Source organism: Nocardia sp. NPDC055053, assembly GCF_053608285.1.
The window spans coordinates 94,912-118,382 of the sequence record NZ_JBSGVD010000007.1; the positions used below are offsets into that span (position 1 = coordinate 94,912).

The 23,471-nt window shown below is 69.0% G+C and carries 22 protein-coding genes and 1 riboswitch; of the genes, 13 read left to right on the forward strand and 9 right to left on the reverse strand.

Going from position 1 to position 23,471, the window contains the following annotated elements:
- The first annotated feature begins 45 nt into the window (after window positions 1-45).
- Window positions 46-1,977, forward strand: a complete 1,932-nt coding sequence (locus ACWF82_RS09835) for an acyl-CoA dehydrogenase family protein (RefSeq protein WP_452499784.1) — start codon at window positions 46-48, stop codon at window positions 1,975-1,977.
- Here ACWF82_RS09835 and ACWF82_RS09840 read toward each other — a convergent pair.
- From ACWF82_RS09840 to ACWF82_RS09850, 3 genes are all read right to left on the reverse strand, one after another.
- Window positions 1,974-2,579, reverse strand: a complete 606-nt coding sequence (locus ACWF82_RS09840; RefSeq protein WP_452499786.1) for a phosphatase PAP2 family protein — start codon at window positions 2,577-2,579, stop codon at window positions 1,974-1,976. The genes ACWF82_RS09835 and ACWF82_RS09840 overlap by 4 nt on opposite strands.
- 22 nt (window positions 2,580-2,601) lie before the next feature.
- Window positions 2,602-3,480, reverse strand: coding sequence for a nuclease-related domain-containing protein (locus ACWF82_RS09845; protein WP_452499788.1), 879 nt, complete (start codon window positions 3,478-3,480; stop codon window positions 2,602-2,604).
- Window positions 3,481-3,592: 112 nt separating this feature from the next.
- Window positions 3,593-4,981 (reverse strand): DUF2252 domain-containing protein, encoded by a 1,389-nt coding sequence (locus tag ACWF82_RS09850; RefSeq protein ID WP_452499790.1) that lies wholly within the window; start codon window positions 4,979-4,981, stop codon window positions 3,593-3,595.
- A 121-nt stretch (window positions 4,982-5,102) separates the two neighbouring features.
- Between ACWF82_RS09850 and ACWF82_RS09855 the strand changes: the two genes are divergently transcribed.
- From ACWF82_RS09855 to gcvP, 7 genes are all read left to right on the forward strand, one after another.
- Window positions 5,103-5,738, forward strand: coding sequence for a CDP-alcohol phosphatidyltransferase family protein (locus tag ACWF82_RS09855; RefSeq protein WP_452499792.1), 636 nt, complete (start codon window positions 5,103-5,105; stop codon window positions 5,736-5,738).
- Window positions 5,739-5,780: 42 nt separating this feature from the next.
- Window positions 5,781-6,179, forward strand: a complete 399-nt coding sequence (gene gcvH, locus ACWF82_RS09860; RefSeq protein ID WP_379308096.1) for a glycine cleavage system protein GcvH — start codon at window positions 5,781-5,783, stop codon at window positions 6,177-6,179.
- Window positions 6,180-6,356: 177 nt separating this feature from the next.
- Complete coding sequence (gene odhI / locus ACWF82_RS09865) at window positions 6,357-6,842, forward strand: oxoglutarate dehydrogenase inhibitor Odhl (RefSeq protein WP_110041099.1); 486 nt, start codon at window positions 6,357-6,359, stop codon at window positions 6,840-6,842.
- 70 nt (window positions 6,843-6,912) lie between these two features.
- On the forward strand, window positions 6,913-7,701 hold the full coding sequence (gene ftsR, locus ACWF82_RS09870) for a transcriptional regulator FtsR (RefSeq protein ID WP_452499794.1): 789 nt from the start codon (window positions 6,913-6,915) through the stop codon (window positions 7,699-7,701).
- A gap of 157 nt (window positions 7,702-7,858) precedes the next feature.
- Entirely contained in the window at window positions 7,859-8,332 is a 474-nt protein-coding gene (locus ACWF82_RS09875) for a bifunctional nuclease family protein (protein ID WP_379033723.1), read from the forward strand.
- A gap of 170 nt (window positions 8,333-8,502) precedes the next feature.
- Window positions 8,503-9,060 carry a MerR family transcriptional regulator gene (locus ACWF82_RS09880; RefSeq protein ID WP_189034281.1) on the forward strand — a complete coding sequence of 186 codons (558 nt, stop codon included), beginning with the start codon at window positions 8,503-8,505 and terminating at the stop codon, window positions 9,058-9,060.
- A 76-nt stretch (window positions 9,061-9,136) separates the two neighbouring features.
- Window positions 9,137-9,236, forward strand: a riboswitch (glycine riboswitch).
- 128 nt (window positions 9,237-9,364) lie between these two features.
- The gene (gene gcvP / locus ACWF82_RS09885) at window positions 9,365-12,202 is read left to right on the forward strand and encodes an aminomethyl-transferring glycine dehydrogenase (RefSeq protein ID WP_452499796.1); all 2,838 of its coding nucleotides are present in this window, start codon (window positions 9,365-9,367) and stop codon (window positions 12,200-12,202) included.
- Between the two features lie 51 nt (window positions 12,203-12,253).
- Here the strand turns inward: gcvP and ACWF82_RS09890 are convergent, their stop codons facing one another.
- Window positions 12,254-12,859: a TetR/AcrR family transcriptional regulator gene (locus ACWF82_RS09890; RefSeq protein ID WP_452499798.1), complete on the reverse strand. Its 606-nt coding sequence runs from the start codon at window positions 12,857-12,859 to the stop codon at window positions 12,254-12,256.
- Between the two features lie 73 nt (window positions 12,860-12,932).
- Between ACWF82_RS09890 and ACWF82_RS09895 the strand changes: the two genes are divergently transcribed.
- Entirely contained in the window at window positions 12,933-14,411 is a 1,479-nt protein-coding gene (locus tag ACWF82_RS09895) for an ABC-F family ATP-binding cassette domain-containing protein (RefSeq protein WP_452499800.1), read from the forward strand.
- A complete protein-coding gene (locus ACWF82_RS09900) occupies window positions 14,404-15,249 on the forward strand; it encodes a Vgb family protein (protein ID WP_452499801.1) in 846 nt (281 codons plus the stop codon). Before ACWF82_RS09895 ends, ACWF82_RS09900 begins: the two co-directional genes overlap by 8 nt.
- A 123-nt stretch (window positions 15,250-15,372) precedes the next feature.
- Here ACWF82_RS09900 and ACWF82_RS09905 read toward each other — a convergent pair whose 3' ends face one another.
- From ACWF82_RS09905 to ACWF82_RS09915, 3 genes are all read right to left on the reverse strand, one after another.
- Entirely contained in the window at window positions 15,373-17,040 is a 1,668-nt protein-coding gene (locus ACWF82_RS09905; RefSeq protein ID WP_452499803.1) for a VWA domain-containing protein, read from the reverse strand.
- 112 nt (window positions 17,041-17,152) lie between these two features.
- On the reverse strand, window positions 17,153-17,407 hold the full coding sequence (locus tag ACWF82_RS09910) for a WhiB family transcriptional regulator (RefSeq protein WP_189034276.1): 255 nt from the start codon (window positions 17,405-17,407) through the stop codon (window positions 17,153-17,155).
- Entirely contained in the window at window positions 17,404-17,946 is a 543-nt protein-coding gene (locus ACWF82_RS09915) for an HNH endonuclease (protein ID WP_452499805.1), read from the reverse strand. Before ACWF82_RS09915 ends, ACWF82_RS09910 begins: the two co-directional genes overlap by 4 nt.
- A 61-nt stretch (window positions 17,947-18,007) precedes the next feature.
- Between ACWF82_RS09915 and ACWF82_RS09920 the strand changes: the two genes are divergently transcribed.
- Complete coding sequence (locus ACWF82_RS09920) at window positions 18,008-18,220, forward strand: hypothetical protein (RefSeq protein ID WP_452499807.1); 213 nt, start codon at window positions 18,008-18,010, stop codon at window positions 18,218-18,220.
- A gap of 110 nt (window positions 18,221-18,330) precedes the next feature.
- Entirely contained in the window at window positions 18,331-19,032 is a 702-nt protein-coding gene (locus tag ACWF82_RS09925; protein WP_452499809.1) for a DUF4232 domain-containing protein, read from the forward strand.
- Between the two features lie 17 nt (window positions 19,033-19,049).
- On the opposite strand, the gene ACWF82_RS09930 is transcribed toward ACWF82_RS09925, so the two are convergent.
- Window positions 19,050-20,339: an acyl-CoA dehydrogenase family protein gene (locus tag ACWF82_RS09930; RefSeq protein WP_452499811.1), complete on the reverse strand. Its 1,290-nt coding sequence runs from the start codon at window positions 20,337-20,339 to the stop codon at window positions 19,050-19,052.
- 2 nt (window positions 20,340-20,341) lie between these two features.
- Window positions 20,342-21,031, reverse strand: coding sequence for a TetR/AcrR family transcriptional regulator (locus ACWF82_RS09935; protein ID WP_452499813.1), 690 nt, complete (start codon window positions 21,029-21,031; stop codon window positions 20,342-20,344).
- A 246-nt stretch (window positions 21,032-21,277) separates the two neighbouring features.
- Here ACWF82_RS09935 and ACWF82_RS09940 point away from each other — a divergent pair, with 246 nt between their 5' ends.
- Window positions 21,278-23,455: a malate synthase G gene (locus ACWF82_RS09940; RefSeq protein ID WP_452499815.1), complete on the forward strand. Its 2,178-nt coding sequence runs from the start codon at window positions 21,278-21,280 to the stop codon at window positions 23,453-23,455.
- The last annotated feature ends 16 nt before the right edge of the window (window positions 23,456-23,471 follow it).

The window sequence follows — 23,471 nt, forward strand, 5'->3', positions numbered from 1 at the left end:
GTTTCGGGCCGCCACCCCGTCGGCGACGCGGCTAGGGTCGAAGACATGGCTACCGGCACAACGACGACGGCAGAACATCTCCGCGCAGCGCTGGACGGACCGTGGCGCGCGGTGAGAGACCAGGCGCGAGTCCAGCTCGCCGACGACCGCTTCACCGGCGACCCGGAACTCGACATCCACGCGGCCAGGGCGCGCGTACTCGACCAGATGCGGGTCATCGCGACCATGGGTTACGCCGAACGCGGGTTCCGGCCCGTGAACGGCGGCACCGGCGATCCGGGCGGCGCGGTCATCGGCCTGGAGATGCTGGCCTACGCCGACCTGTCGCTGTGGGTGAAATCCGGTGTGCAGTGGGGACTGTTCGGCGGCGCGGTGGAGAACCTGGGCACCGAACGCCACCGCGACTACATCAAGCGGCTGATCTCACTCGACCTGCTCGGCTGCTTCGCGATGACCGAGTCGGGACACGGCAGCGACGTCGCCAATATCGAGACCACCGCCACCTACGACCCGGCCACCCAGGAATTCGTGGTCAACACCCCCACACCGTCGGCGCGCAAGGACTACATCGGCGGCGCGGCCGTGCACGCGCGGATGGCGGCGGTGTTCGCCCAGCTGATCACCGGCGGCGAGAACAAGGGCGTGCACTGCCTGCTGGTCCCGATCCGCGACGAGCGCGGCGCCGACCTGCCCGGCGTGACCACCTACGACGACGGCATCAAGGGCGGCCTGCCCGGGGTGGACAACGGCCGCATCGTCTTCGACCAGGTCCGGGTGCCCAGGGAGAACCTGCTCAACCGCTACGCCGATGTCGACCCGGACGGCACCTACGCCTCCGAGATCGACAACCCCAGCCGTCGCTTCTTCACCACGCTCGGCACGCTGGTGCGCGGCCGGGTGAGCGTCGGCGGCGCCGCGGCGGCGGGCGCGCGGGTCGGACTGAGTATCGCCGTGCGCTACGCGCTTGCGCGGCGTCAGTTCGCCGATCCCGACACCGGCGAGGAGACCCTGCTGATGGACTACCGCAGCCATCAGCGCAGGCTGCTGCCACTGGTGGCCAAGTCGTTCGCGCTGGCCTTCGCGCAGAACGACCTGGTGCGGCGGATGGACCTGATCCAGTCCGGCAAGGACACCGAATCCGGCGCCCAGCGCGCGCTGGAGAAGCGCGCCGCCGGCCTGAAGGTCGCCCAGACCAGGCACGCCACCCGCGCGATCCAGGAATGCCGCGAAGCCTGCGGCGGCGCGGGCTATCTCACCGAGAACCGCCTCGTCACGCTCAAGGCCGACACCGACGTGTTCACCACCTTCGAAGGTGACAATGTCGTGTTGACCCAGCTCGTCGCGAAGGAGCTGCTCACCGCCTACTCCGACGAGGTCCGCGATCTCGACGCCCTCGGCTGGGTGAAGTTCGCCGCCACCATGGCGGGCGATGTGGTGCGCAAACGATCCGGTGTCCGCCAGCTGATCCAGACCCTGCGCGACCGCAGCGACGACAGCGTCGACGACGGCGACCTGTCCAAGCGCTCGGTGCAGCTGCAGCTGTTCGCCGATCGCGAGGACTACCTGCTGCGGACCGCCGCGCACCGGCTGCGCGCCAGGGCCGCCGACACCGGCCCGTTCGAGGCGTTCAACAATGCCCAGGACCACATCCTGGCCGCAGGCGCCGCGCACATCGACCGGCTGGTGCTCGAGGAATTCGTGGACGGGATCGCCACCATCGATGACCCCGACGCCAAGGCGCTCGCCGAAACCGTCTGCGACCTCTACGTGTACGCCTCGCTGGAGGAGAACCTGGCCTGGTACATCATGCACCGGTTCATGTCGGTGGAACGGGCCAAGGCAGTGCGCCGCGGGGTCAACGAACTCGTCGACCGGCTGCGCCCGGACGCGCTGACCCTGGTCGAGGCGATGGGCGTGCCCGAGAAGATGCTGCGCGCCGAAATGCTGCACGACGCCAGCGTCTTCGAACGGAACTAGTCGCGCGTCCTGGCTCGCAGCAGGTCCGCGAGCCAGCACAGCCCGATCGCCATCGCCGCGGCGGCCGCCGCCCCACCGAGCACATCGGTGGGGTGGTGGTAGCCGAGCTCGACCATGCCGGGTGTGATCGAGACCAGCGCGAGCACGGTGAGCGCCGCGATCGTGATCCGCGCCTTCGGGTTCGGCACGAGGCACGCGAAAGTCGTTGCGACAGCGACGAGATGGACGGTATGGCCGCTCGGATAGGCGAGGTAGTCGTGGAGCTGCCTGTCCCACAACGGTTTCAGCAGCCAGGTGTTGATCGCCAGCACGACCTCGGGAACCACCAGCATGGTGATCGCCTGCCACCACTGCCGCCGCAGGGCGAACCAGCCGAATGCCGCGAGCAACAGGATCAGCACGACGGGCCCGCTGCTCGGCGCGACGAGCACCTCGGCGAGGCCGGGGGAGATCGCGTCGGCGATCGGGTCGGCCACCGCGGAGTCGAGGTCGGTCGGTCCGTCGTCGGCGGGGAACGTCAGCGGGACCGCGACCGTGACAGCGGCACCCACACCGATCGCCGTCGCGCGGACGGCGGTACGCGCGGACACTTCCTCGATCACGGACGCGACGACCAGCGGTGGCTCAGGCGGGACCGTAGGTGAGCACCGCGGTCACCACGAACCACAGCACCCAGACGATCGCGATGATCATCCCGATCGCGAGCGTGATCCGCAGGAACGCACGGCCGAAGTCGAGATCACCGTCGACCCGCGGATACAGCTTCCACGGGCTGTACCAGGGCGCAACCAGACCGCGGTTCGCCAGTTCGCGCTCGAGCTGTGCCTGTTCGTCGGCGTACTGCTCGGCTTGGGCCTGGGTGGGGCCGCCGTGCCACAGGGTCACATCGATCGGGCCGAGGAAGCCCTCGTTGAGCAGATCCTGGGGTGCGGGCAGATAGGGCAGGATGCCGAGGCCGCGGAACGCGATGGCGATGTCGTTGGCGGTCCAGAGGTTGTGTTCCTTCGCGGCCAGCATCTCGAAGTACTGTTCGAGCCGGTGCGGATCGTCGGTGACGATCACGTCGAAGCTGGGATCGCTCCACCCCTGGTGCACGTCGATCTGCGCGCCCGGCATCGGCACGATGACGCCGAGCCCGTGTACCGCGCGCTGGCCGAGCCCACGCGCCGCGAGATAGTTCTGCAGCGCGAAGGTGTGCTCACGGGAGCGTTCGAGCGGCGTCGACTTCTCGGCGCCCGCGAACCGCGCGAGCTCGCCGGAGACCATCCACGGACCGTTGAGCGGGATCTCCAGCACACCGTCCTGGAGCGCGGTGAAGGTCTCCGCCTCGATCACCACGCAACTGGTCGGCGTCCACACCACCGCGTCGAACTGATGTAGCCGGTCGTCCTGGAACAAGCTGCAGTTGATCGTGGCGACGCCGTGCGGGCTGGACGGATCCTTCCAGGTGCGCAGCCAATCGATCAGTGCCAGCTCGGCATCGGTGCCTGCCGCATTCTGCACGCGCACGAGCATGGAGTCCGCCCTTCTGGGTCGTTGGCGCCGCGGGCCGAGAACCGTTGGCGTACATCGTAGCTCGATGACCGGCGGTTGCCGGGGAAGATACGGCCGGTGTTCAGCTCGGCTCGGCCTCGATCTTGCCCGCCGAGACCGCGGCGACGAGTTCGGCGTGATCGGCCTCGGTCCGGTCGGCGTAGCGCACCGCGTAGCGGGCGATCGCCTCGTCGAACTTGTCGTCGTCGGCTTCGAGATAACCGGCCAGGGTGCGCGGGTCGAGCGAGCGGGAGTGCGCCCTGGCCAGCAACGCCCCGGCGAGCCTGCCGTAGTCGTCGAGATCGCCGGCCGAGAGCCCGGCCGGGTCGATGCTGCCCTTGAGATTGCGGAACTGGCGCACGATGAACGGGATCGAGCCGTCGAGCTCGATCGTCGTCCAGCCGAGCAGGATGTCGGTCTCGGACTGCACGCTGCGCGCGCCGACCACGATGCGCTCACCCTCGTGCCGGGGCGCCGCGGGCGGCAGGAACGGCGCGAGCGCGGACGGATTCGCCTGCTTGACCTGCAGCACCAGTGCCTCGCCGTCGTTGCCGTGCAGCAGCGCCACATAGCTGTGCAGGCCGACACTGCCGGTGCCGACGATCCGGAACGCCACATCGGAGACCGCGAAACGGGCCAGCAGGTTGCGCCGGGACTCGCGGATGGTGCCCGCGTAGCGCTCGAGCCCGTCGATCACGGCCTCGGCGACCCGCTCCTCGACCGGGGTGAGGATCGGCGGATCGCTGACGAACCGGTGCTTGCTGATATCGGTCTCGTGATCGTCGAGGTGCGCGGTCCACTTCGCGACGACCTTGGCGCTGGTGTTCTTGCGCGCCTTCTTGGCGGCCTTCTTGAAGTCGTCGAGCAGATCCTCGGCCTTGGCCTCGGTCAGGATCGACTCGTCGTGCATCGCGGTCCAGGACTGCAGGAACGGCATGTCCGCGAGTTCGGCGACGGTGCGGCGGTAGGAGCGGGCGGCATCGCGCGCGGCGCGCGCGCAGTCGTCTTCGTCGGCGCAGCCCTCGCGCCCGGCCAGCACGAGGCTGGCGGCGAGCCGTTCCAGATCCCATTCCCACGGCCCGAGAACGGTCTCGTCGAAATCGTTGATGTCCATGACGATCTCGCCGCGCTGGGTGCCGTAGAGACCGAAGTTCGCGGCATGGGCGTCACCGCAGATCTGGGCGGGCAGCCCACTGTCGGGTCCCGCGGCGAGGTCGGCGGCCATCAGGCCGGCGGCGCCGCGGAAGAAGGTGAACGGCGAGGCGGTCATCCGGCCGATCCGCAGCGGGATCAGGCGCTCGATCCGCCCCCGGTTGCTCGCCTCGACGAACTCGAGCACACTCGGCCGGTCCGGGCTCTCGGCCGCCCGGTCGCGGGCGGACACCGGGACCCGTTCCCTGGCGGCGCGGCCGCGTTCGCGCGCGTCCTCGGCGGAGACGTAGGTACGCAGATCTAAACCACTGTCGGACACAAGTGCCCAGGTTAGCGGTTCGACGCCGGACAGGCACCGCGACCGCAGGGCAACAGAACGCGGCCGGAAGTTTCGGCGTGGCCGGATGGCGCGAGCGGGGGTCGGTGCGGTATGCAGGGGCGTGGCAACCGAATCGGGAACGCCGGGCACCAACGACACCGCAACCGGTGGCGTGTTCAGCGATCGCGTCCTGACCGTGCCCAATGTGCTGAGCCTGATCCGGCTGATCGGCATCCCGGTATTCCTGTGGTTGTTGCTGGTCCGCCATGCCGACGGCTGGGCGTTCGCGTTGTTGATCGCGCAGGGCTTCACCGACTTCCTCGACGGCAAACTCGCCCGGCTGCTCGACCAGTCCTCCCGGCTCGGTGCCCTGCTCGATCCGCTCGTCGACCGGTTATACCTCGTGACGACGCTCGTGGCGTTCGTCGCACGCGGGCTGATTCCGTGGTGGATCGCGGTGATCCTGATCGGTCGCGATCTGATCCTCACCGTGACCTTGTCGGTATACAAACGCCGTGAACTGCCCGCCCCCGAGGTGATCTACCTCGGTAAAGCGGCCACCTTCGCGCTGATGTCGGCCCTGCCGTGGCTGCTCACGGGGGAGATGGATTGGGCAGGGGCGGGTTTCGGCTGGGCCTTCGGCTGGGCACTGCTGATCTGGGGCACCGCGCTGTATGTGTGGACCGGGGCGCTCTACGTGGGGCTGGCGGTCGCGGTCGCGCGTTCGATACCGCCTGTGCCGCACCGCGGGAGCTAGTCGATACTGTTGCGTGCAACGTTGACGACGAAAGGACGTCCTGTGACCCGGACCCCTGAGGATCTGCGCTACACCGAAGAGCACGAATGGGTGCGGCGGACCGGCCCCACGGCGGTTCGTGTGGGCATCACCGACTACGCCCAGTCACAGCTGGGTGACGTCGTGTTCGTCCAGCTGCCCGAGGTCGACAAGGATGTGACCACCGGCGAGAGCATCGCCGAGGTCGAGTCGACCAAGAGTGTGTCCGACATCTACGCTCCACTGAGCGGGAAAGTCGTTGCGGTGAACGAAGTTCTGGTGCAGGAACCGGAGACGCTGAACACCGATCCGTACGACGACGGCTGGCTGTTCGAGCTCGCCTTCGACGAGGAGGCGGCGCTGGATTCCGCCCTCGGTGAACTGCTGGATGCGGCGGGTTATCAAGGAGTTATCGGGGGCTGAAGCAGCCTTCACAGTTCTCCCTGCACGGGTGCGCCCCGGCAGGGTACGGTCAAAGCCAAGCGGATACGTCGGGGAATCGACGCCGGGATCTTTTCCTGGCGATGTGATCGCGCCGGTCGTGTCGCCGAATACAGCACCTGCTTGCATGGATAATCAGGTTCGAGGAGGAGAGAAACGGTGAGCGAGAACAGGGACCCGGGTTACGGGGAGACCGCGGCCGAGACGACGTCGGTCTTCCGCGCGGACTTCCTCAACGAGGTCGACGCGTCGCGCTCCGGAGAGCCGACCGGCGAACAGCCGGTTCAGGGCGTCGAGGGCCTGCCGGTCGGCGCGGCCCTCCTGGTGGTCAAGCGCGGCCCGAACGCGGGCTCGCGTTTTCTGCTGGATCAGCCGACCACCTCGGCCGGTCGACACCCCGACAGTGACATCTTCCTCGATGACGTCACTGTCAGCCGTCGGCACGCGGAGTTCCGTCAGGACGACGACTCGTTCCAGGTCGTCGATGTGGGCAGCCTCAACGGCACCTACGTCAACCGGGAGCCGGTGGACTCCTCGGAGCTGCAGAACGGCGACGAGGTCCAGATCGGCAAGTTCCGGCTGGTCTTCCTGACCGGTCCGCGCGCGCAGGCGAACGAGTCGGCGTCGGGCGCGGGGTCGCGATGACCCCTACGGTGCTGGTGCTCGCGAAGGGCGCAGTGCTGTGACAGGGGCGGCGCAGTGGGCGCGCGGAGGGATGTCGATCGGCTCCGTGCTCGACCTGCTGCGACCAGATTTTCCTGATATCACCATCTCCAAGATCCGGTTCCTCGAATCCGAGGGCCTGATCCGGCCGGAGCGGACACCGTCGGGATACCGGCGGTTCTCGGTGGCCGACTACGAACGGCTGCGTTTCGTGCTGACCGCGCAACGCGATCAGTACCTGCCGCTCAAGGTGATCAAGGAGCAACTCGAAGCGATCGACAGTGGTGCGGCGACCCTGGGCGTGCGTGAAGCGCGCGCCAGGGCGCACTCCCACCTCAGCGCCGCGGAGGCCGGGCAGTCGCTGTCCGGCGCCGCGCGCGTGGACTCCGACGGCGCAGGCCCGGCACCGCTGCGCACACTGGGCGTCGTCCCCGGCGAGATCACGCCGGACGAACTACGCGTCGACGTCGGAGTGCGCCTCACCCGCGCCGATCTGCTCGCCAAGGCGGGGATCGACGACAAGTTTCTCGACGACCTGCTGCGCGCCGGTCTGATCGTCCCCGGCGCGGGCGGCTTCTTCGAATCCGACGCGGTGACGCTGGCGCACGCGGCCAAATCGATGGCCGAATTCGGCCTGGAGGCCCGGCATCTGCGCGCCTTCAAACTGGCCGCCGACCGCGAGGCCGCCCTCGTCGCCCAGATCGCCGCGCCCATCGCCAAGAGCCGCGACGCCGACGCGCGCGCCCGCGCCGAGGAGACCGTCCGCGAACTGGCGGCACTGTCGCTGAACCTGCACGCGGCACTGGTGACAGCGGCCGTACGCGCCGCACTCGGCAACTGACACACCCGGCCACCGGATCGGGTATCACCCCGGCAACACGCCGATTTCGGCTCGGACGTCCTCGTTGCACCGACCGGAATTCGCCTAGACTCGTTGGTACGGCGAGCTGGGCAGCTGTCGTGCCGGCCGACGGCGAGTATGGGAGGCAGGACAACGCATGAGCGAGATGCGCGTAATCGGCATCCGTGTCGAGCAGCCACAGAACCAGCCCGTGCTGCTGCTGCGGGAAGCGGAGGGCGAGCGATACCTGCCGATCTGGATCGGGCAGGCCGAGGCCACGGCGATCGTGCTCGAGCAGGAGGGGGTCACCCCGATCCGTCCGCTCACTCACGATTTGATCAAGATTCTGATCACCGAACTCGGGCACACCCTCAAGGAAGTGCGGATCGTCGATCTGCAGGAGGGCACCTTCTACGCTGATCTCGTCTTCGACGGCGATCTGCGGGTCTCGGCCCGGCCGTCGGATTCGGTGGCGATCGCGCTGCGGGTCGGCTGCCCGATCTTCGCCGAGGAACCGGTACTCGCCGAGGCCGGGCTGGTGATGCCGGACGAGCGCGAGGACGAGGTCGAGAAGTTCAAGGAGTTCCTCGAGTCGGTCTCGCCCGACGACTTCAAGGCGACGGACAGCTGATTCACTTCCCGATCTTCTAGACCTGAAGTAGAGGTCGAGGGAATCGCCGCGCGCGGTGCTTGGTGCGACAACGGTGCAGGTCCGACAATGGCAGGAGTAACCTCGAAAGTCGGGCAACATCCGTCGTGACTCCGGTACTTCGAGAACGTCGGCAGAGCAAGGAGTGGTCAGTGGAAGAGCAATCGCAGGATGTGGTGCAGCCTGGCTTGTTCCCGGACGACTCGGTTCCGGACGATCTGGTCGGCTACCGGGTGCCGAGCGCGTGTCAGGTCGCCGGCATCACCTACCGTCAACTCGACTACTGGGCCCGCACCGGGCTGGTCGTGCCGTCGATCCGTGGCGCCGCGGGTTCGGGCAGTCAGCGGCTGTACTCGTTCAAGGACATCCTGGTCCTCAAGATCGTGAAGCGGCTGCTGGACGCGGGTGTCTCTTTACAGAACATCCGGATCGCGGTCGATCATCTGCGCAGCCGCGGGGTGCCGGATCTGGCCGGGATCACGCTGTTCTCCGACGGGACCACGGTGTACGAGTGCACCTCGCCCGAGGAGGTAGTCGATTTACTGCAGGGCGGGCAGGGCGTCTTCGGAATCGCGGTCAGCGGCGCCATGCGGGAACTGACCGGGGCGATCGCCGACTTCCCGGCCGAGCGAGCCACCGAGATCACCGACCGGCCCGAGGACGAACTGTCCTTCCGGCGCAAGGTGCGGGAGAACCGTAAAACCGGCTGAGTGACGAGGACTACACCCCCGGCGTGCCCCAGGTGGCGCGGCCGGGGGTTTGCTGCATCTAGACTTGATGGCGCGTCGCCGCCGTGCGGGAGAGTCCTGGATTCGTGAGAGTCCGGGCGCCGAAGGAGCAGCACCTCCCCGTCAATCTCTCAGGCAACAGGGACCGCACGGTGATTCGACGCCTCTGGAAAGCGGTGGCTTCAGGCTGCCCGCCCACGGGGAAAGGGGCACGGCTGTTCGCGGCCGGGTCACCGAATCTCTCAGGCGCCACGACAGAGGGGGAGGGCTGGTACCCGTCGACCACATGGTCGACCCGCCCGACCTTGGAGCTGCCGTGACCCGTTCGTTCGCCGACCGCCACATCGGACCCGATTCCGGCGAGCTCGCCCGGATCCTCGAGATCGTCGGCGTCGACTCGATCGACGCACTCGCGACCAAGGCACTGCCCGCGACGATCCTCGACGAGTCCGGCCTCGGCGCGCTGCCCGCGCCGGGCACCGAGCACGAGGTGCTCGCCGAGCTGGCCGCGCTGGCGCACTCCAACACCGTCGCCACCTCGATGATCGGCCTCGGCTACTACGACACGCTCACCCCGCCGGTGCTGGTGCGCAACCTGCTGGAGAACCCGGCCTGGTACACCGCCTACACCCCGTACCAGCCCGAGATCAGTCAGGGCAGGCTCGAGGCGCTGCTCAACTTCCAGACCATGGTCTCGGATCTGACCGGCATGGATGTCGCCAACGCCTCCATGCTCGACGAGGCCACCGCGGCCGCCGAGGCGATGACGCTGCTGCGCCGCGCGGGCAAGTCCAAGTCGAACCGGCTCGTCCTCGACACCGATCTGTTCCCGCAGACCAAGACCATCATCGGCACCAGGGCCGAGCCGCTGGGCATCGAAATCGTCGCGGCCGATCTGTCGTCCGGCGAGCTGCCCGAGGGCGAGTTCTTCGGCGTGATCGCGCAGACTCCCGGCGCCTCCGGCCGGATCGTCGACTACACCGCGCTGTTCGCGGCCGCGCACGAGCGTGGCGCGCTCGTCGCCGCCGGTGCCGATCTGCTGGCGCTGACGCTGATCACGCCGCCCGGTGAACAGGGCGCCGACGTGTGCTTCGGCACCACGCAGCGCTTCGGTGTGCCGATGGGCTTCGGCGGCCCGCACGCCGGTTACCTGGCCGTGCGCACCGCGTTCGCCCGGCAGCTGCCCGGTCGCCTGGTCGGTGTGTCCGTCGATGCCGACGGTGCCCCGGCCTACCGCCTGGCTCTGCAGACGCGGGAGCAGCACATCCGCCGTGAGAAGGCGACCTCCAACATCTGTACCGCGCAGGTGCTGCTGGCCATCGTCGCCGCCATGTACGCCAGCTACCACGGTGCCAACGGGCTGCGCGCCATCGCGCGCCGGGTGCACGGGCACGCCGCGGCCGTCGCGTCCGGGATCGGCGCCGCGCTGGTGCACGACAACTTCTTCGACACCGTGCTGGCCTACGTGCCCGGCGGCGCGGAAGCCGTTGTCGCCAAGGCGAAGTCGCAGGGCATCAACCTGCGCCTGGTCGACGCCGATCACGTCGCGATCGCCTGCGACGAGGCGACCACCGACGCGCATGTCGCCGCTGTCGTCGAATCCTTCGGTACCGCACGGACTCCCGATGCCACGAGCACCCAGCCCGCCGCGATCGAGACCCGCACCTCGGACTACCTGACCCATCCGGCGTTCACCCGCCATCACACCGAGACCGCCATGCTGCGCTACCTGCGCTCGCTGTCGGACAAGGACATCGCCTTGGACCGCAGCATGATTCCGCTCGGCTCCTGCACCATGAAGCTCAACGCGACCGCGGAGATGGAGGCCATCACCTGGCCCGGTTTCGCCCGGCTGCACCCGTTCGCGCCCACCGAGGACGTGCCCGGCATCCTGAAGCTCATCGGCGACCTCGAGCAGTGGCTGGCCGAGATCACCGGCTACGACGCGGTGAGCTTGCAGCCCAATGCCGGTAGCCAGGGCGAGTACGCCGGCCTGCTCGCCATCCGGCGCTACCACCTCGATCGCGGCGACGACCACCGCGACACCTGCCTGATCCCGTCGAGCGCGCACGGCACCAACGCGGCTTCGGCGGCCATGGTCGGCATGCGCGTCGAGGTCGTGAAGTGCCGGGACAACGGCGATGTCGATCTGGACGACCTGCGCGCCAAGATCGCCGACCACGCCGACCGGCTGGCCTGCATCATGATCACCTACCCGTCCACCCACGGCGTCTACGAGCACGAGGTCGCCGAGCTGTGCGCGCTCGTGCACGACGCGGGCGGCCAGGTCTACGTCGACGGCGCGAACCTCAACGCACTGGTCGGGCTCGCCCGTCCGGGCCGGTTCGGCGGCGATGTCAGCCACCTGAACCTGCACAAGACCTTCTGCATCCCGCACGGCGGCGGCGGTCCCGGCGTCGGCCCGGTGGCGGTGCGCTCGCACCTCGCCCAGTACCTGCCCGGTGACCCCCGCGAAGCCGGCTCGCACGCGGTGTCGGCGGCCACCTACGGTTCGGCATCGATCCTGCCGATCACCTGGGCCTACATCCGGATGATGGGCGCCGAGGGCCTGCGCGAGGCGACGCTGACCGCGATCGCCTCGGCCAACTACATCGCCCGCCGCCTCGACGCCTACTTCCCGGTGCTCTACACCGGCGAGAACGGCATGGTCGCCCACGAGTGCATCCTCGACCTGCGCGAGATCACCAAGCAGACCGGTGTCACCGTCGACGATGTGGCAAAGCGCCTGGCCGACTACGGTTTCCACGCGCCAACCATGAGCTTCCCGGTGGCGGGCACGCTGATGGTGGAGCCCACCGAGAGCGAGAACCTCGAGGAGCTCGACGAGTTCATCGCCGCGATGATCGCCATCCGCGGTGAGATCGACCAGGTCGGCGCCGGCGTGTGGCCGGTGACCGACAATCCGCTGCGCGGCGCGCCGCACACCGCGGCGAGCCTGGTCGGCGAGTGGGACCACCCCTACAGCCGTGAGGTCGCGGTCTACCCGCGGGGCATCGGCCACACCCGTCCGAAGGTGTGGCCGCCGGTGCGCCGCATCGACGGTGCGTTCGGTGACCGCAACCTGGTCTGCTCCTGCCCGCCGCTGGACGCCTACGAAGACTGATAGTCCTCCGACAGCGAGCACCGCCGAACTCATGGCGGGGCTCGCTGTCGTCTACGAAACCGAAGATTCTGCGGCCCACGCTGATTGAGCGAGCGTGACCGCGGCATCGGCGGCGCGGCGGGCGTGGGCGGCGGTGACCGGCTCGTGGGTGATGAACAGCCGGTGGAACAGGGGAGCCACCGCGAGCCGGATGATCTCCGTTGCGTCGACGCCGGGGGCGAGTTCCCCGCGCGCGATGGCCCGTTCGACGATCACCGCCGCCTCGGCATGCCGTGCCGCGTAGAAGCTGCGCAGTGCCGCGGCCGCGTCCGGGTGCTGCATGCCCGCGGTGACGAAAGCCGCTGCGACAGGAGCGGATTCGGGATCGGTGAAGCCCGTGCGCAGCAGTTCGGTGAGTCCGCACAGGTCGTCGGCGAGGCTGCCGGTGTCCGGGATCGGCCAGGACTGTCCGGCCGCGCGGTCGAGTGCGTCGGCGACGAGACCCTCCGGACCGCGCCAGCGCCGGTAGACGGTGGTCTTGTGCACCCCGGCCCGCTGGGCGACGGATTCCATGCTCAGGCCCTGGTAGCCGTGCTCGGCGAGTTCGGCCGTCGTCGCGTCCAGTACGGCCTCCCGTACCCGGCTGCTGCGTCCGCCGGGTCGTCGTTGAGGTTCCAAAAACAACTCCTGTTGCGTTAGTTGAATCAGGTTTGTATGGTTAAAGCTACACAAGTTGCGATTGGAGCGCTGTTTGACCACTCAACTGAGTCTGCGCGGAGTGTCGAAGTCCTACGCGGACCGGCCCGTGCTCGACGCCGTGACCGCGACGATCCGGCCCGGCGAGCGGGTCGGCATCGTCGGCGAGAACGGGTCAGGAAAGTCGACGCTGCTGCGGGTGCTGGCCGGACTCGACCGCGCGGACACCGGATCGGTGATCGTCAACGCCGACGGCGGCCTCGGACACCTCGCGCAGACCCTCGCCGGTGACACCGTCGGCGCCGCGATCGAGCTGGCACTCGCGGAGCTGCGGGACCTGGAACGCGGCATGCACGCCGCCGCCGAAGCGCAGGACATGGACCGCTACGGCGAACTGCTCACCCGGTTCGAGGCGCGCGACGGCTACACCGCCGACGCCAGGGTCGACGCGTCGCTGCACGGACTCGGCCTGGCCGGGATCGATCGGGACCGGTCACTCGACAGCCTGTCCGGCGGGGAAAGGGCCAGGCTCGGGCTGGCCTGCCTGCTCGCGGCTTCGCCGGCGGTCCTGCTGCTCGACGAACCGACCAACCATCTCGACGAGAACGCGCTCACCTGGCTGGAGAACCGGCTGCGCACCCACCACGGCACCGTCGTGCTGGTTTCCCACGACCGGGTCTTCCTCGACCGGGTGGTGACAGCGATCGTCGAGGTGGCCGACGGCGGCCTGACCCGCTTCGGCGGTGGCTACACCGGATACCTGGCCGAGAAGGCCGCCGCCCGCGTGCGCTGGGAACAGGCCTATGCGCAGTGGCGCGGCGAGATCGGGCGACTCGAGGAATTCGCGACGACCACCGCCCAGCAGGTGGCGCACGGTCGCGCGATGTCGGACAACAACAAGATGGCCTACGACCGCAATGCGGGCCGCGTGCAGAGCTCGGTCGCCTCGCGGGTCCGGCAGACCGCCGAACGCCTGCGCCGCCTGCGCGCGGACCCGGTGCCGTGTCCGCCCGAACCCCTGCGCTTCCGTGGACGATTCGCCGACGTCGGCTCGCACACCGAGTTCGCCATCGGGCCGGTCACCCTGGGATCGCGGGGCAGGCTGCTGATCCACGGCCCGAACGGGGCGGGAAAGTCGACGCTGCTCGACGCGATCCACGCGTCGGCGCCCGGCCGGGTCGGCTACCTGCGGCAGGAGGACCGCTTCGATCCGGACCGAAGCGTCACCGAGACATACGGTTTCGGCCGGGCCGCGCTCGTCGCGACCGGACTGTTCGCACCCGAGCTGCTAGATCGCCCGGTCGGTACCTTGTCGGAGGGGCAGCGGCGCAGATTGTCACTGGCCCGGGTGCTCGCCGGTGACCATGACCTGCTGCTGCTCGACGAACCGACCAACCACCTGTCGCTGACGCTGGTCGACGAGGTGGAACAGGCGCTGCACGACTACCGGGGCGCGGTGGTCGTGGTGTCGCACGATCGTGCGCTACGCCGCCGATTCCGGGGAATACAGAAGGGAATTCAGGATTTTGGCTGACATCGTGCAGGTGATCGAGGTGCCGGGCGCGCCCTACGGGGTGACCGTCGGGCCGGACGGCGCGCTGTGGTTCACCCTGGTCGCCCAGGGCATGATCGGCCGCTGCGCCGACGGTGCGGTGCGGACATTCGCCCTCGACCCCTCCGACGGGCAACCCACCGTCATCGTGACCGGTCCCGATGATGCGTTGTGGTTCACCGAGTTCCAGGGCGGCAGGCTCGGCCGCATCACCACCGAGGGCGACGTGACCAGCATCGGGCTGGACGGTCCCTACGGTGCGTGTCTCGGACCCGACGGCGCGCTGTGGTTCACCGAGCTGCAAGCCGGTCGCGTGGGTCGGCTCGGCGCCGACGGCACGATCGACCGCGTCGAGGTCGCGGGCATGCCCTCGATGATCACCACGGGATCCGATGGCGCAGTGTGGTTTACGGTGAACCAGGGCAATGCGATCGGCCGGATCGATACCGACCTGTCCCTGACGGTTTATCCGGTGCCGACCCCGGCCGCCGCACCGGTCGGCATCACCGCTGGCCCGGACGGTGCGGTGTGGTTCACCGAAATCGGCGCGGGCGCGATCGGGCGCATCGACACCGACGGCACGATCACCGAATTCGCCCTGCCCGACCCCGCCGCGCGCCCGCACGCGATCGTCACCGGACCCGACGGTGCGCTGTGGTTCACCGAGTGGGCGGCAGGCAGGCTCGGCCGGATCACCACCGGCGGCGTGATCGACCACCTCGCACTGCCCGGCGCCGAACCACACGGCCTCACCGTCGACGCCGCAGGCCACCTGTGGGTAGCGATGGAATCCGGTGCGCTGGTGGAGGTCTCACCCTGATGGGCTGTGCTGACGCAGTCGTTGGAGCAGCGCCCGTCGCACCGGGGCGGTCGGTACCGCAGTCGGCTCGATGGCACGGTGGTGGCTGCGGGCGAATAGTGTTGCCCGCGAGACCGTTCCGGGTCAGGGAGTGGTCAGCGCCTTGACCACTGCGGTGCCGAAGCTGAGGTCGTTGCTCGTCGGTACGCGGGTGTAGGTGCCACCGGTCTGCTGTGCGAGGGTCTGCAGGGTCTGGGTGCCCTGGCCGCCGACCACGACGATATCGATCCGGACCGGCTTGTCGGACTTGGTGGCCGCGGTGATCTCGGCGACGAGCGCGGGCCCGGTGAGCGAGGAGTCGTCGTCGGGACCGTCGGTGATCACGAGAATCGAGTTGGTGCGGCCGGGGGAGTAGCCGGCGACCGCGGCGCGGTAGGCGGCGAGCAGGCTGGGGTAGGCCTGGTCGGTGGTGCTCTGGGTCGCCTTGGTGGTGGTCACCGCCGAGCCGACCGCGTTGCGCTGGGTGTCGGTCAGCAGGTCGGTGGGAACCCGCACCTGGTACGGGGTGGTGCCGTCGAGGTTCTTGGCGAAGGTCCACAGCCCGAGGCCGAAGTCCGGCGGCATCACCGTCAGTGTCGAGGCCAGGGCGGCGCCCGCGTTCGCCAGCCGGGTGGTCGATCCCTCCGCGGTGCCCATCGACGACGAGACATCGAGCAGCACGGTGGCATTCACGCCGAGGACCGGGTTGGCCAGGGTGGCCTGCACCTTCTGCAGCGCCGCCTTGTCCGGGTTGGCCGGCGCCGAACCGATGGCCGGGCCGAACCCCTCGGTGGCCAGCGCGCCTGCCTGTTCGGGGGCGCGCAGGAAGTCGATGAACCGGGACGCGATGAGGTTCTGGGTCTTGTCGACCCACGGGCCCGACAGCAGGGCGGCGGGATAGTCCGCGAGCGGCGCGGTGCCGACAGGCCGGAACGCGGTGAGCCCGCCGGTGCCGAGCTGCTGTGCGGTGGCGGCCACGGCGTGCACCTCGTCGGCGGTGGGGTCGGCGGTGATCGCCCCCATCGCCGACACCAGGTCGGCGGGCACCTGGGCGCCCGCCGCGAGCCCGGAGATCGCGGCGACGACCTGGCCGGAGCCCGCGGCCTGCTCGGTCAGCGGCTCGGTGCCCGACACGGCGGCCCCGATCGAGGCGGCCGCGGCGGTGGTGGCGTCGCCGCCGGGCAGTGCCATCCGCAGCCCGCCCCAGCCGGACAGGCCGAGCTCGTCGAGCGAGCCCTGCTGCAGGCGCGGCAGATCGGACCAGGCGATCTGGTGCTGTTCGAGCGCCTGACGCAGCGCGTCGGGGACGGCCAGCACGATCGGGCTGGTGGCGATGGAGGCGGGCGTGCCCTCGATCAGTCCTGGCACGCGCACCAGTTCGATCGAGCGGCTGGAATCGGCGATCCAGAGTCCCGGCTTCGGGCCGAGCGCCGGATCCCAGTTCCCGGTATCGGCCAGGCCCGCGACCAGGGCGGCCGACGGGCGGGCCGACACCTCCACCCGCGCGCAGTGGTCACGCACCCGCGGCTTGCTCGCGTTGTAGCGGTCGGCGGCGGCGCGGATCGGGCCCGCGATCGCCGGATCGACGGTGACGTCCAGCGACGCCGGACCCTCGACGCATTCGGCGGCCGCCGCGACGTCGGTGCTGGCGGCGCGATCGCTGAGCTGGAACCAGGCGAACACGGCCACGAGCACCAGCACGAGTACCGATGCCGCGATAACCGGACCCTTGCTGATACTTCGAGATCTGGTCCCGCTGCGATGAGTACCCACGTGGCAAGTTTAAGGACACGACCTCGGCGGCCCGCACAGTGCATGCCGGTGCGCATCGGCGCTGGTCACGGCGCGGGTCCGGGCGTCACGACGGACACCCGGCCCCGGCCGGTCACTCGCGGATCACCCGTCCGCGGTCGTATTCACGACCACCCCAGACCCCCGACTGGCCGGTCTGCGCCGCGTACTCGGTGCACCCCGCGAGCAACGGGCAACCGGCGCAGATCCGGCGGGCGTAGTCGAAGTCCTGCGACGGGTACGGAAACCACGCCTCGTGGTTCGGGTCACCCCGGCAGGCGGCGCGGTGCCATTGCCCGGAATCGGACAGAGTCAGCAGTTCGGTCAGGGCGAGGTCGGTGGTAGTCATGGCGCGTACTCCTTCCAGATCCGGCGCTGGGTGCGGGCCAGCGGGTCGGGAGCCTTGGGCTCCCACAACAGCCGCATTCCCGCTTCTTCGGGGGTGCGGTCGGCCTTGCTCGTATTGCAGGGTCCGCAGCAGGCGATCAGGTTGCCCCACGTGTTCGGTCCGCCCCTGCTGCGTGGGCGGATGTGGTCGACGGTCTGCGCCCAGTCGTCGCAGTAGCCGCAACGGTGCCTGTCGCGGCGCAGGACACCGGCCAGCGTGGCGCGGCTGTCCTCACCCACCGCGGCGACGTGGCCCAGGTAGACGTACCGCAGCAGCCGGATCGTCTCCGGCAGCCCGATGACCAGGTGCTGGGACCGGATCGGGAACCGCGGCGCCCGTTCGATGACGGTCTCCGCGGCGCCGCTGATCAGCAGTGTCACGGCCCGGTCGGCGGTGATCTCGTCGAGGGCCTCGTAGCTGGCGTTGAGCACGAGCACCCTGGTGCGTATCCAGGTGTCGGAAGTGGGCGCCATCGGGTCGACGGCATGACGGATCGTCATGGGAATCACCATGTTTCGAGAGAAGTGAACGACAGTCGAAGCTGAGTGGGTTACCGCGTCAGTGCGCGAACCGGAGACGGGCCATGGCATCGTGGCCTGCGTTTCGCACGATGCGGGCCGAATCGGCGCGGCGATAGGTCGTTTCGGACTGTCGCTGTGGCGCAAGGGGTTTCACGGCCGTCTCCTCCTCTCGAAATGTCTCGTCGGTCTCGCGCCGGTGCGAATGACCGGCGTGGAATTCATGGTGGCATACGCCGCGGCGGATGTCGGCTGATTTATTTCCGGTAACGCTCCGGTTCCGAGGGGAACGGGCAAGGGGCAGGTCGCGATACATTTTCGGGGTGAGGTGCCCGTCGGGCGCACCGATCGCGAGGAGTGGTGCTCATGCGGACAGCGCTGATTCCGGCCGCCGTGACGTGCGCGGCGGTCCTGCTACTCACCGGCTGCGGCACCGATTCCGGCGGGACGAACGCGCCGGCGGAGCGACCGAGTCCGACCCTGCCCGCGCCGGGACCGGCGTCCTCGGTCAAGCCGAGTACCGCGGGACCCGCGACCCTCGTCCCACCCGCCGCCGTGCCTGTGCCGGCACCGGGCCCGCCCGTGACATCGGCCCCGGCGGCCACCGCGGGCCCGCCGCGCCCACCGAGTTTCCCGCTCCCGAATTCCGCCCCCGCCTGCGCCGACGGCCAGGTGCTGGTCGGCGGCGGCCCGGTCACCGCCGCCGCGGGTCATCAGGGCCTGACCCTGCGTTTCTGGCTGGTCGGCGCCAGCGGCCCATGCTCGCTCACCGGCTATCCCGGTGTCGACGCGGTCGGCGACACCACCACCAGCAATGCCACCCGCACGCTCCGCGGCTATCTGGGCGGACTCCCACCCAGCCAGGACGCGCCGGCCGCCGTGATCCTCACCCAGGATCACGGCGCCGAAGCCATCGTCGAAGGCACGTCCACCGACGCCGAGGGCAATCCGTGCCCCGCCTACACCGGTCTCCGGGTCACCCCACCCAACACCACCGACACGGTGCCGATCGCCGAGGCGCTATCGGTGTGTGACCTGGCCGTCCACCCGGTGACGCCGATGGGGTGATTCGGCTTCGCCCTCGACTAGAGGTTGCCCACCTCGCGTTCGAGGCGGCGGGCGACGAGGTCGCGGGCTTCCTCGCGGAGGGTGGGGCGGAAACCGCTGGGGTAGACCGGATCCGCGGGCGCGTACTGCTTGAGCACTTCCTTGGCGAGGGTGATCTTGTGGACCTCGGTCGGCCCGTCGGCGATGGCCATGACCTCGGCGTAGGTGGTCATGTCGAGGAACGGGAGGTCGGTGCTGACACCCAGTGCGCCGTGCAGATGTAGTGCGCGGCGGGCGATGTCGTTCATCACGGTCGGCATGGCGACTTTGATGGCGGCGATGTCCTTGCGGACGGCGCGGTAGTCCTGGGCCTGGTCGATGCGCCAGGCTGTGCGCAGGACGAGCAGGCGGAACTGCTCCATCTGGATCCAGCTGTCCGCGATACGTTCCTGGGTCATCTGGAAGCCGCCGAGGACGCCCTTGCGCGCGGGGCGCGACACGGCGCGCTCGCACATCATGTCGAAGGCCTTGCGCACCAACGCGACCGTGCGCATGGCGTGGTGCACGCGCCCGCCCCCGAGGCGGGTCTGCGCGACGACGAAGCCCGCGCCTTCGGCGCCGAGCAGGTGGTCGGCGGGCACCCGGACATCGGTGAACCGCAGGTGCCCTTCGTGTTCGCTGAACCCGGGCACGGTGAAATTGCGGACCAATTCCAGGCCTGGGGCATCTGCCGGGACGATGAACATCGACAATCGCAGATGCGGTTCGGCGGCCGGATCGGTCACCACCATCACGATGTGAAAGGTGGCGAACTCGGCGCAGGAGTTGAACCACTTCTCGCCGTTGATGACCCACTCGTCGCCGTCGCGTACCGCGGTGGTCCGGAACGAGGTCGGGTCCGAGCCGCCGGTGGGCTCGGTCATCACGTAGCAGGACCCGATCTCGCCGTCGAGCAGCGGCTGCAAATACTTCGCCTTCTGCTCCGGGGTGCCGAAGTGCGCCAGGATCTCGGCGTTGCCGGAATCCGGTGCCTGACAACCGAACACGAGCGGCGCCCACATCGAGGTGCCGAGTACCTCGTTGAGCAGAGCGAGCTTGAGCTGACCGTATCCGGGCCCACCGAGTTCGGGACCGAGATGGCAGGCCCACAGCCCCTGATCCTTGACCTGCTGTTGCAGCGGCCGCATCAGCGCGCGGATCTCCGGATTGGTTCGGTCGTAGGGGTTGGGGTAGAGCAGATCCAGGGGCTCGACCTCGGTGCGGACGAACTCCGCGACCCAGTCGAGCTTGCGCTGGTACTCCGGATCGGTCTCGAAATCCCAAGCCATGGTCAGCCTTTCGTGTTGTCGTCCGGAGCGCCTGCGCAGCCCCGGACAGTGCCCGGGGCGGTGAGCCCGGACAGGACGGTGTCGGTGAGGATCTCGGCGATCTCGGCGGGGGAGCGCGCACCGCGCTCGCGGTACCAGAAGCCGAGCGAGTTCAGCATGCCGAGCAGCCCGTTGGTGACGACGTGATCGGCGGTGCGCAGCTGCCCCGAGGCGAATCCCGCATCGATGACGTCCTGCCAGCGACCCTGGAGCCGGTCACGCAACCGCTGCAGTTCGGCGGCGCGCTGCCCGGTGAGCGCGTCCCCGTCGCGCAGGTGCACGGACACCGCGCGCCGGTGCGTGACGATCAGCTCCACATGACTGCGGATCAGCAGGCGCAGGGTCGCGACCGGATCGGCGCCCGCCGCGACGATGCGTTCGGCGTCGTCGAGCAGCAGCCGGGTGTAGTCGCCGAGGATCTCCCACAGCAGCTCTTCCTTGGAGCCGATGTGGTAGTACAGCGCGCCGCGCTGGACATCGGCCTTCGCGCCGATCTCGGCGACGCCGGTGGCATGGAAGCCGCGTTCGGCGAACAGATCGAGGGCGGCGGCGCGGATGCGATCACCGGTGCCCGCCGCGCCGCGATCGGCGGCGGGTGGGCGGCCGCGGCGCCGCACGGGAGCTACTGGTTCGCCGGGCTGCGCGACGCTCACCATGCCTCCACTCCGCCGGGCGACCAGCGCTGACCGCCGAGAAATGTTCCGGTCAGTACATTAATTCTCCCGGTGCCTACAATCAAGGGGTGGCTCGCCACGCCCACCGCGCTGACCCCGGCGTCTCGGCGTGGCGGAATGGACGGCGCTCCTGCGGCGTTCGAACCCACACGAGGTGTCACCACTACCCACGGGTAACATGACATCGACTTTTCCCACCCGGCTTTCTCAAAAGTGAGGCAGTAGATGACAGAGCGGATTCAGGTCGGCGGGCTCCAGGTGGCCAGCGTTCTCCACGATTTCATCGAGAACGAGGCGCTCCCCGGTACCGGCGTAGATTCCGCCGCGTTCTGGGCCGGCGCCGAGCAGGTCGTCAACGACCTCGCCCCGCGCAACCGTGCACTGCTGGCCGAACGCGACGAGATCCAGGGCAAGCTCGACGCCTGGCACCAGGAGAGCCCGGGCGCCGGCTACGACAAGGGCGCCTACAAGGAGTTCCTGACCGAGATCGGTTACCTGCGTCCCGAGCCCGCCCCGTTCCAGATCGGCACCGGCAACGTCGACGCCGAGATCGCCACCACCGCGGGCCCGCAGCTCGTGGTGCCGGTGATGAACGCGCGCTTCGCGATCAACGCCGCCAACGCGCGCTGGGGTTCGCTCTACGACGCGCTCTACGGCACCGACGCCATCTCCGAGGCCAACGGCGCGGAGAAGGGCACCGGCTACAACCGCGTGCGCGGCGACAAGGTCATCGAGTGGGGCCGTAACTTCCTCGACGACGCCGTCACCCTGATCACCGGTTCGCACATCGGTTCGTCGTACTACAAGATCGTCGACGGCGAGCTCGAGATCGGCCTGGAAGACGGCACCGACATCGGCCTGGCCGACCCGTCGCAGCTCGTCGGCTACCTGGGCGACCCCGAGGCCCCGACCTCGGTGCTGCTCAAGCACAACGGCCTGCACATCGAGATCCAGATCGACGCGAACTCGCCGATCGGCTCGACCGACACCGCCGGTGTCAAGGACATCGTGCTCGAGTCCGCGCTCACCACGATCATGGACTTCGAGGACTCCGTCGCCGCGGTCGACGCCGAGGACAAGGTCGTCTGTTACCGCAATTGGCTCGGCCTGATGAAGGGCGACCTGGCCGAAGAGGTCACCAAGGGCGGCAAGACCTTCACCCGCACCATGAACCCCGACCGCGTGTTCATCGCGCTCGACGGTTCCGAGCTGGTGCTGCACGGCCGTTCGCTGCTGTTCGTGCGCAACGTGGGCCACCTGATGACCTCCGACGCGATCATCGACGCGCAGGGCAACGAGGTGCCCGAGGGCATCATGGACGGCCTGATCACCTCGCTGATCGCGGTGCACTCGCTCAACGGCACCGCCGCGCGCGCCAACACCCGCACCGGCTCGGTCTACATCGTGAAGCCGAAGATGCACGGCCCCGACGAGGCCGCGTTCACCAACGAGCTGTTCGGCCGGATCGAGGACGTCCTCGGCTTGACCCGTAACACCCTCAAGGTCGGCATCATGGACGAGGAGCGCCGCACCACGGTCAACCTCGCCGCGTCGATCGAGGCCGCCAAGGACCGCGTGGTGTTCATCAACACCGGCTTCCTCGACCGCACCGGCGACGAGATCCACACCTCCATGGAGGCCGGGCCGATGGTCCGCAAGGCCGAGATGAAGACCCAGACCTGGATCACCTCCTACGAGGACTGGAACGTCGACACCGGCCTGGCCAAGGGCCTGCCCGGCAAGGCGCAGATCGGCAAGGGCATGTGGGCCATGCCCGACCTGATGGCGGGCATGCTCGAGCAGAAGATCGTGCACCCGAAGTCGGGCGCCAACACCGCGTGGGTGCCCTCGCCGACCGCCGCCACCCTGCACGCCACCCACTACCACCTGGTGGACGTGTTCAAGAGGCAGTCCGAGATCGCCAAGGGCGGCCCGCGTGCCACCGTCGACCAGATCCTCGAGATCCCCCTGGCCCAGTCCACCGACTGGTCCGACGAGGAGAAGCGTCAGGAGCTGGACAACAACTCCCAGGGCATCCTGGGCTACGTCGTCCGCTGGATCGATCACGGTGTCGGCTGCTCCAAGGTGCCCGACATCAACGACATCGGCCTGATGGAAGACCGTGCCACCCTGCGCATCTCGAGCCAGCTGGTCGCCAACTGGCTGCGCCACGGCATCGTCTCCGAGGCCGACGTGATCGCCAGCCTCGAGCGCATGGCCCCCGTGGTCGACCGGCAGAACGTCGGTGACAAGGCCTACCGCCCGATGGCGCCGGAATTCGACGCCTCGATCGCCTTCCAGGCGGCCAAGGAGCTTGTGCTCGAGGGCACCAAGCAGCCCAACGGCTACACCGAGCCGATCCTGCACCGGCGTCGTCGCGAGTACAAGGCCGCGCAGAAGTAGTGGTGTCAAGTGATTG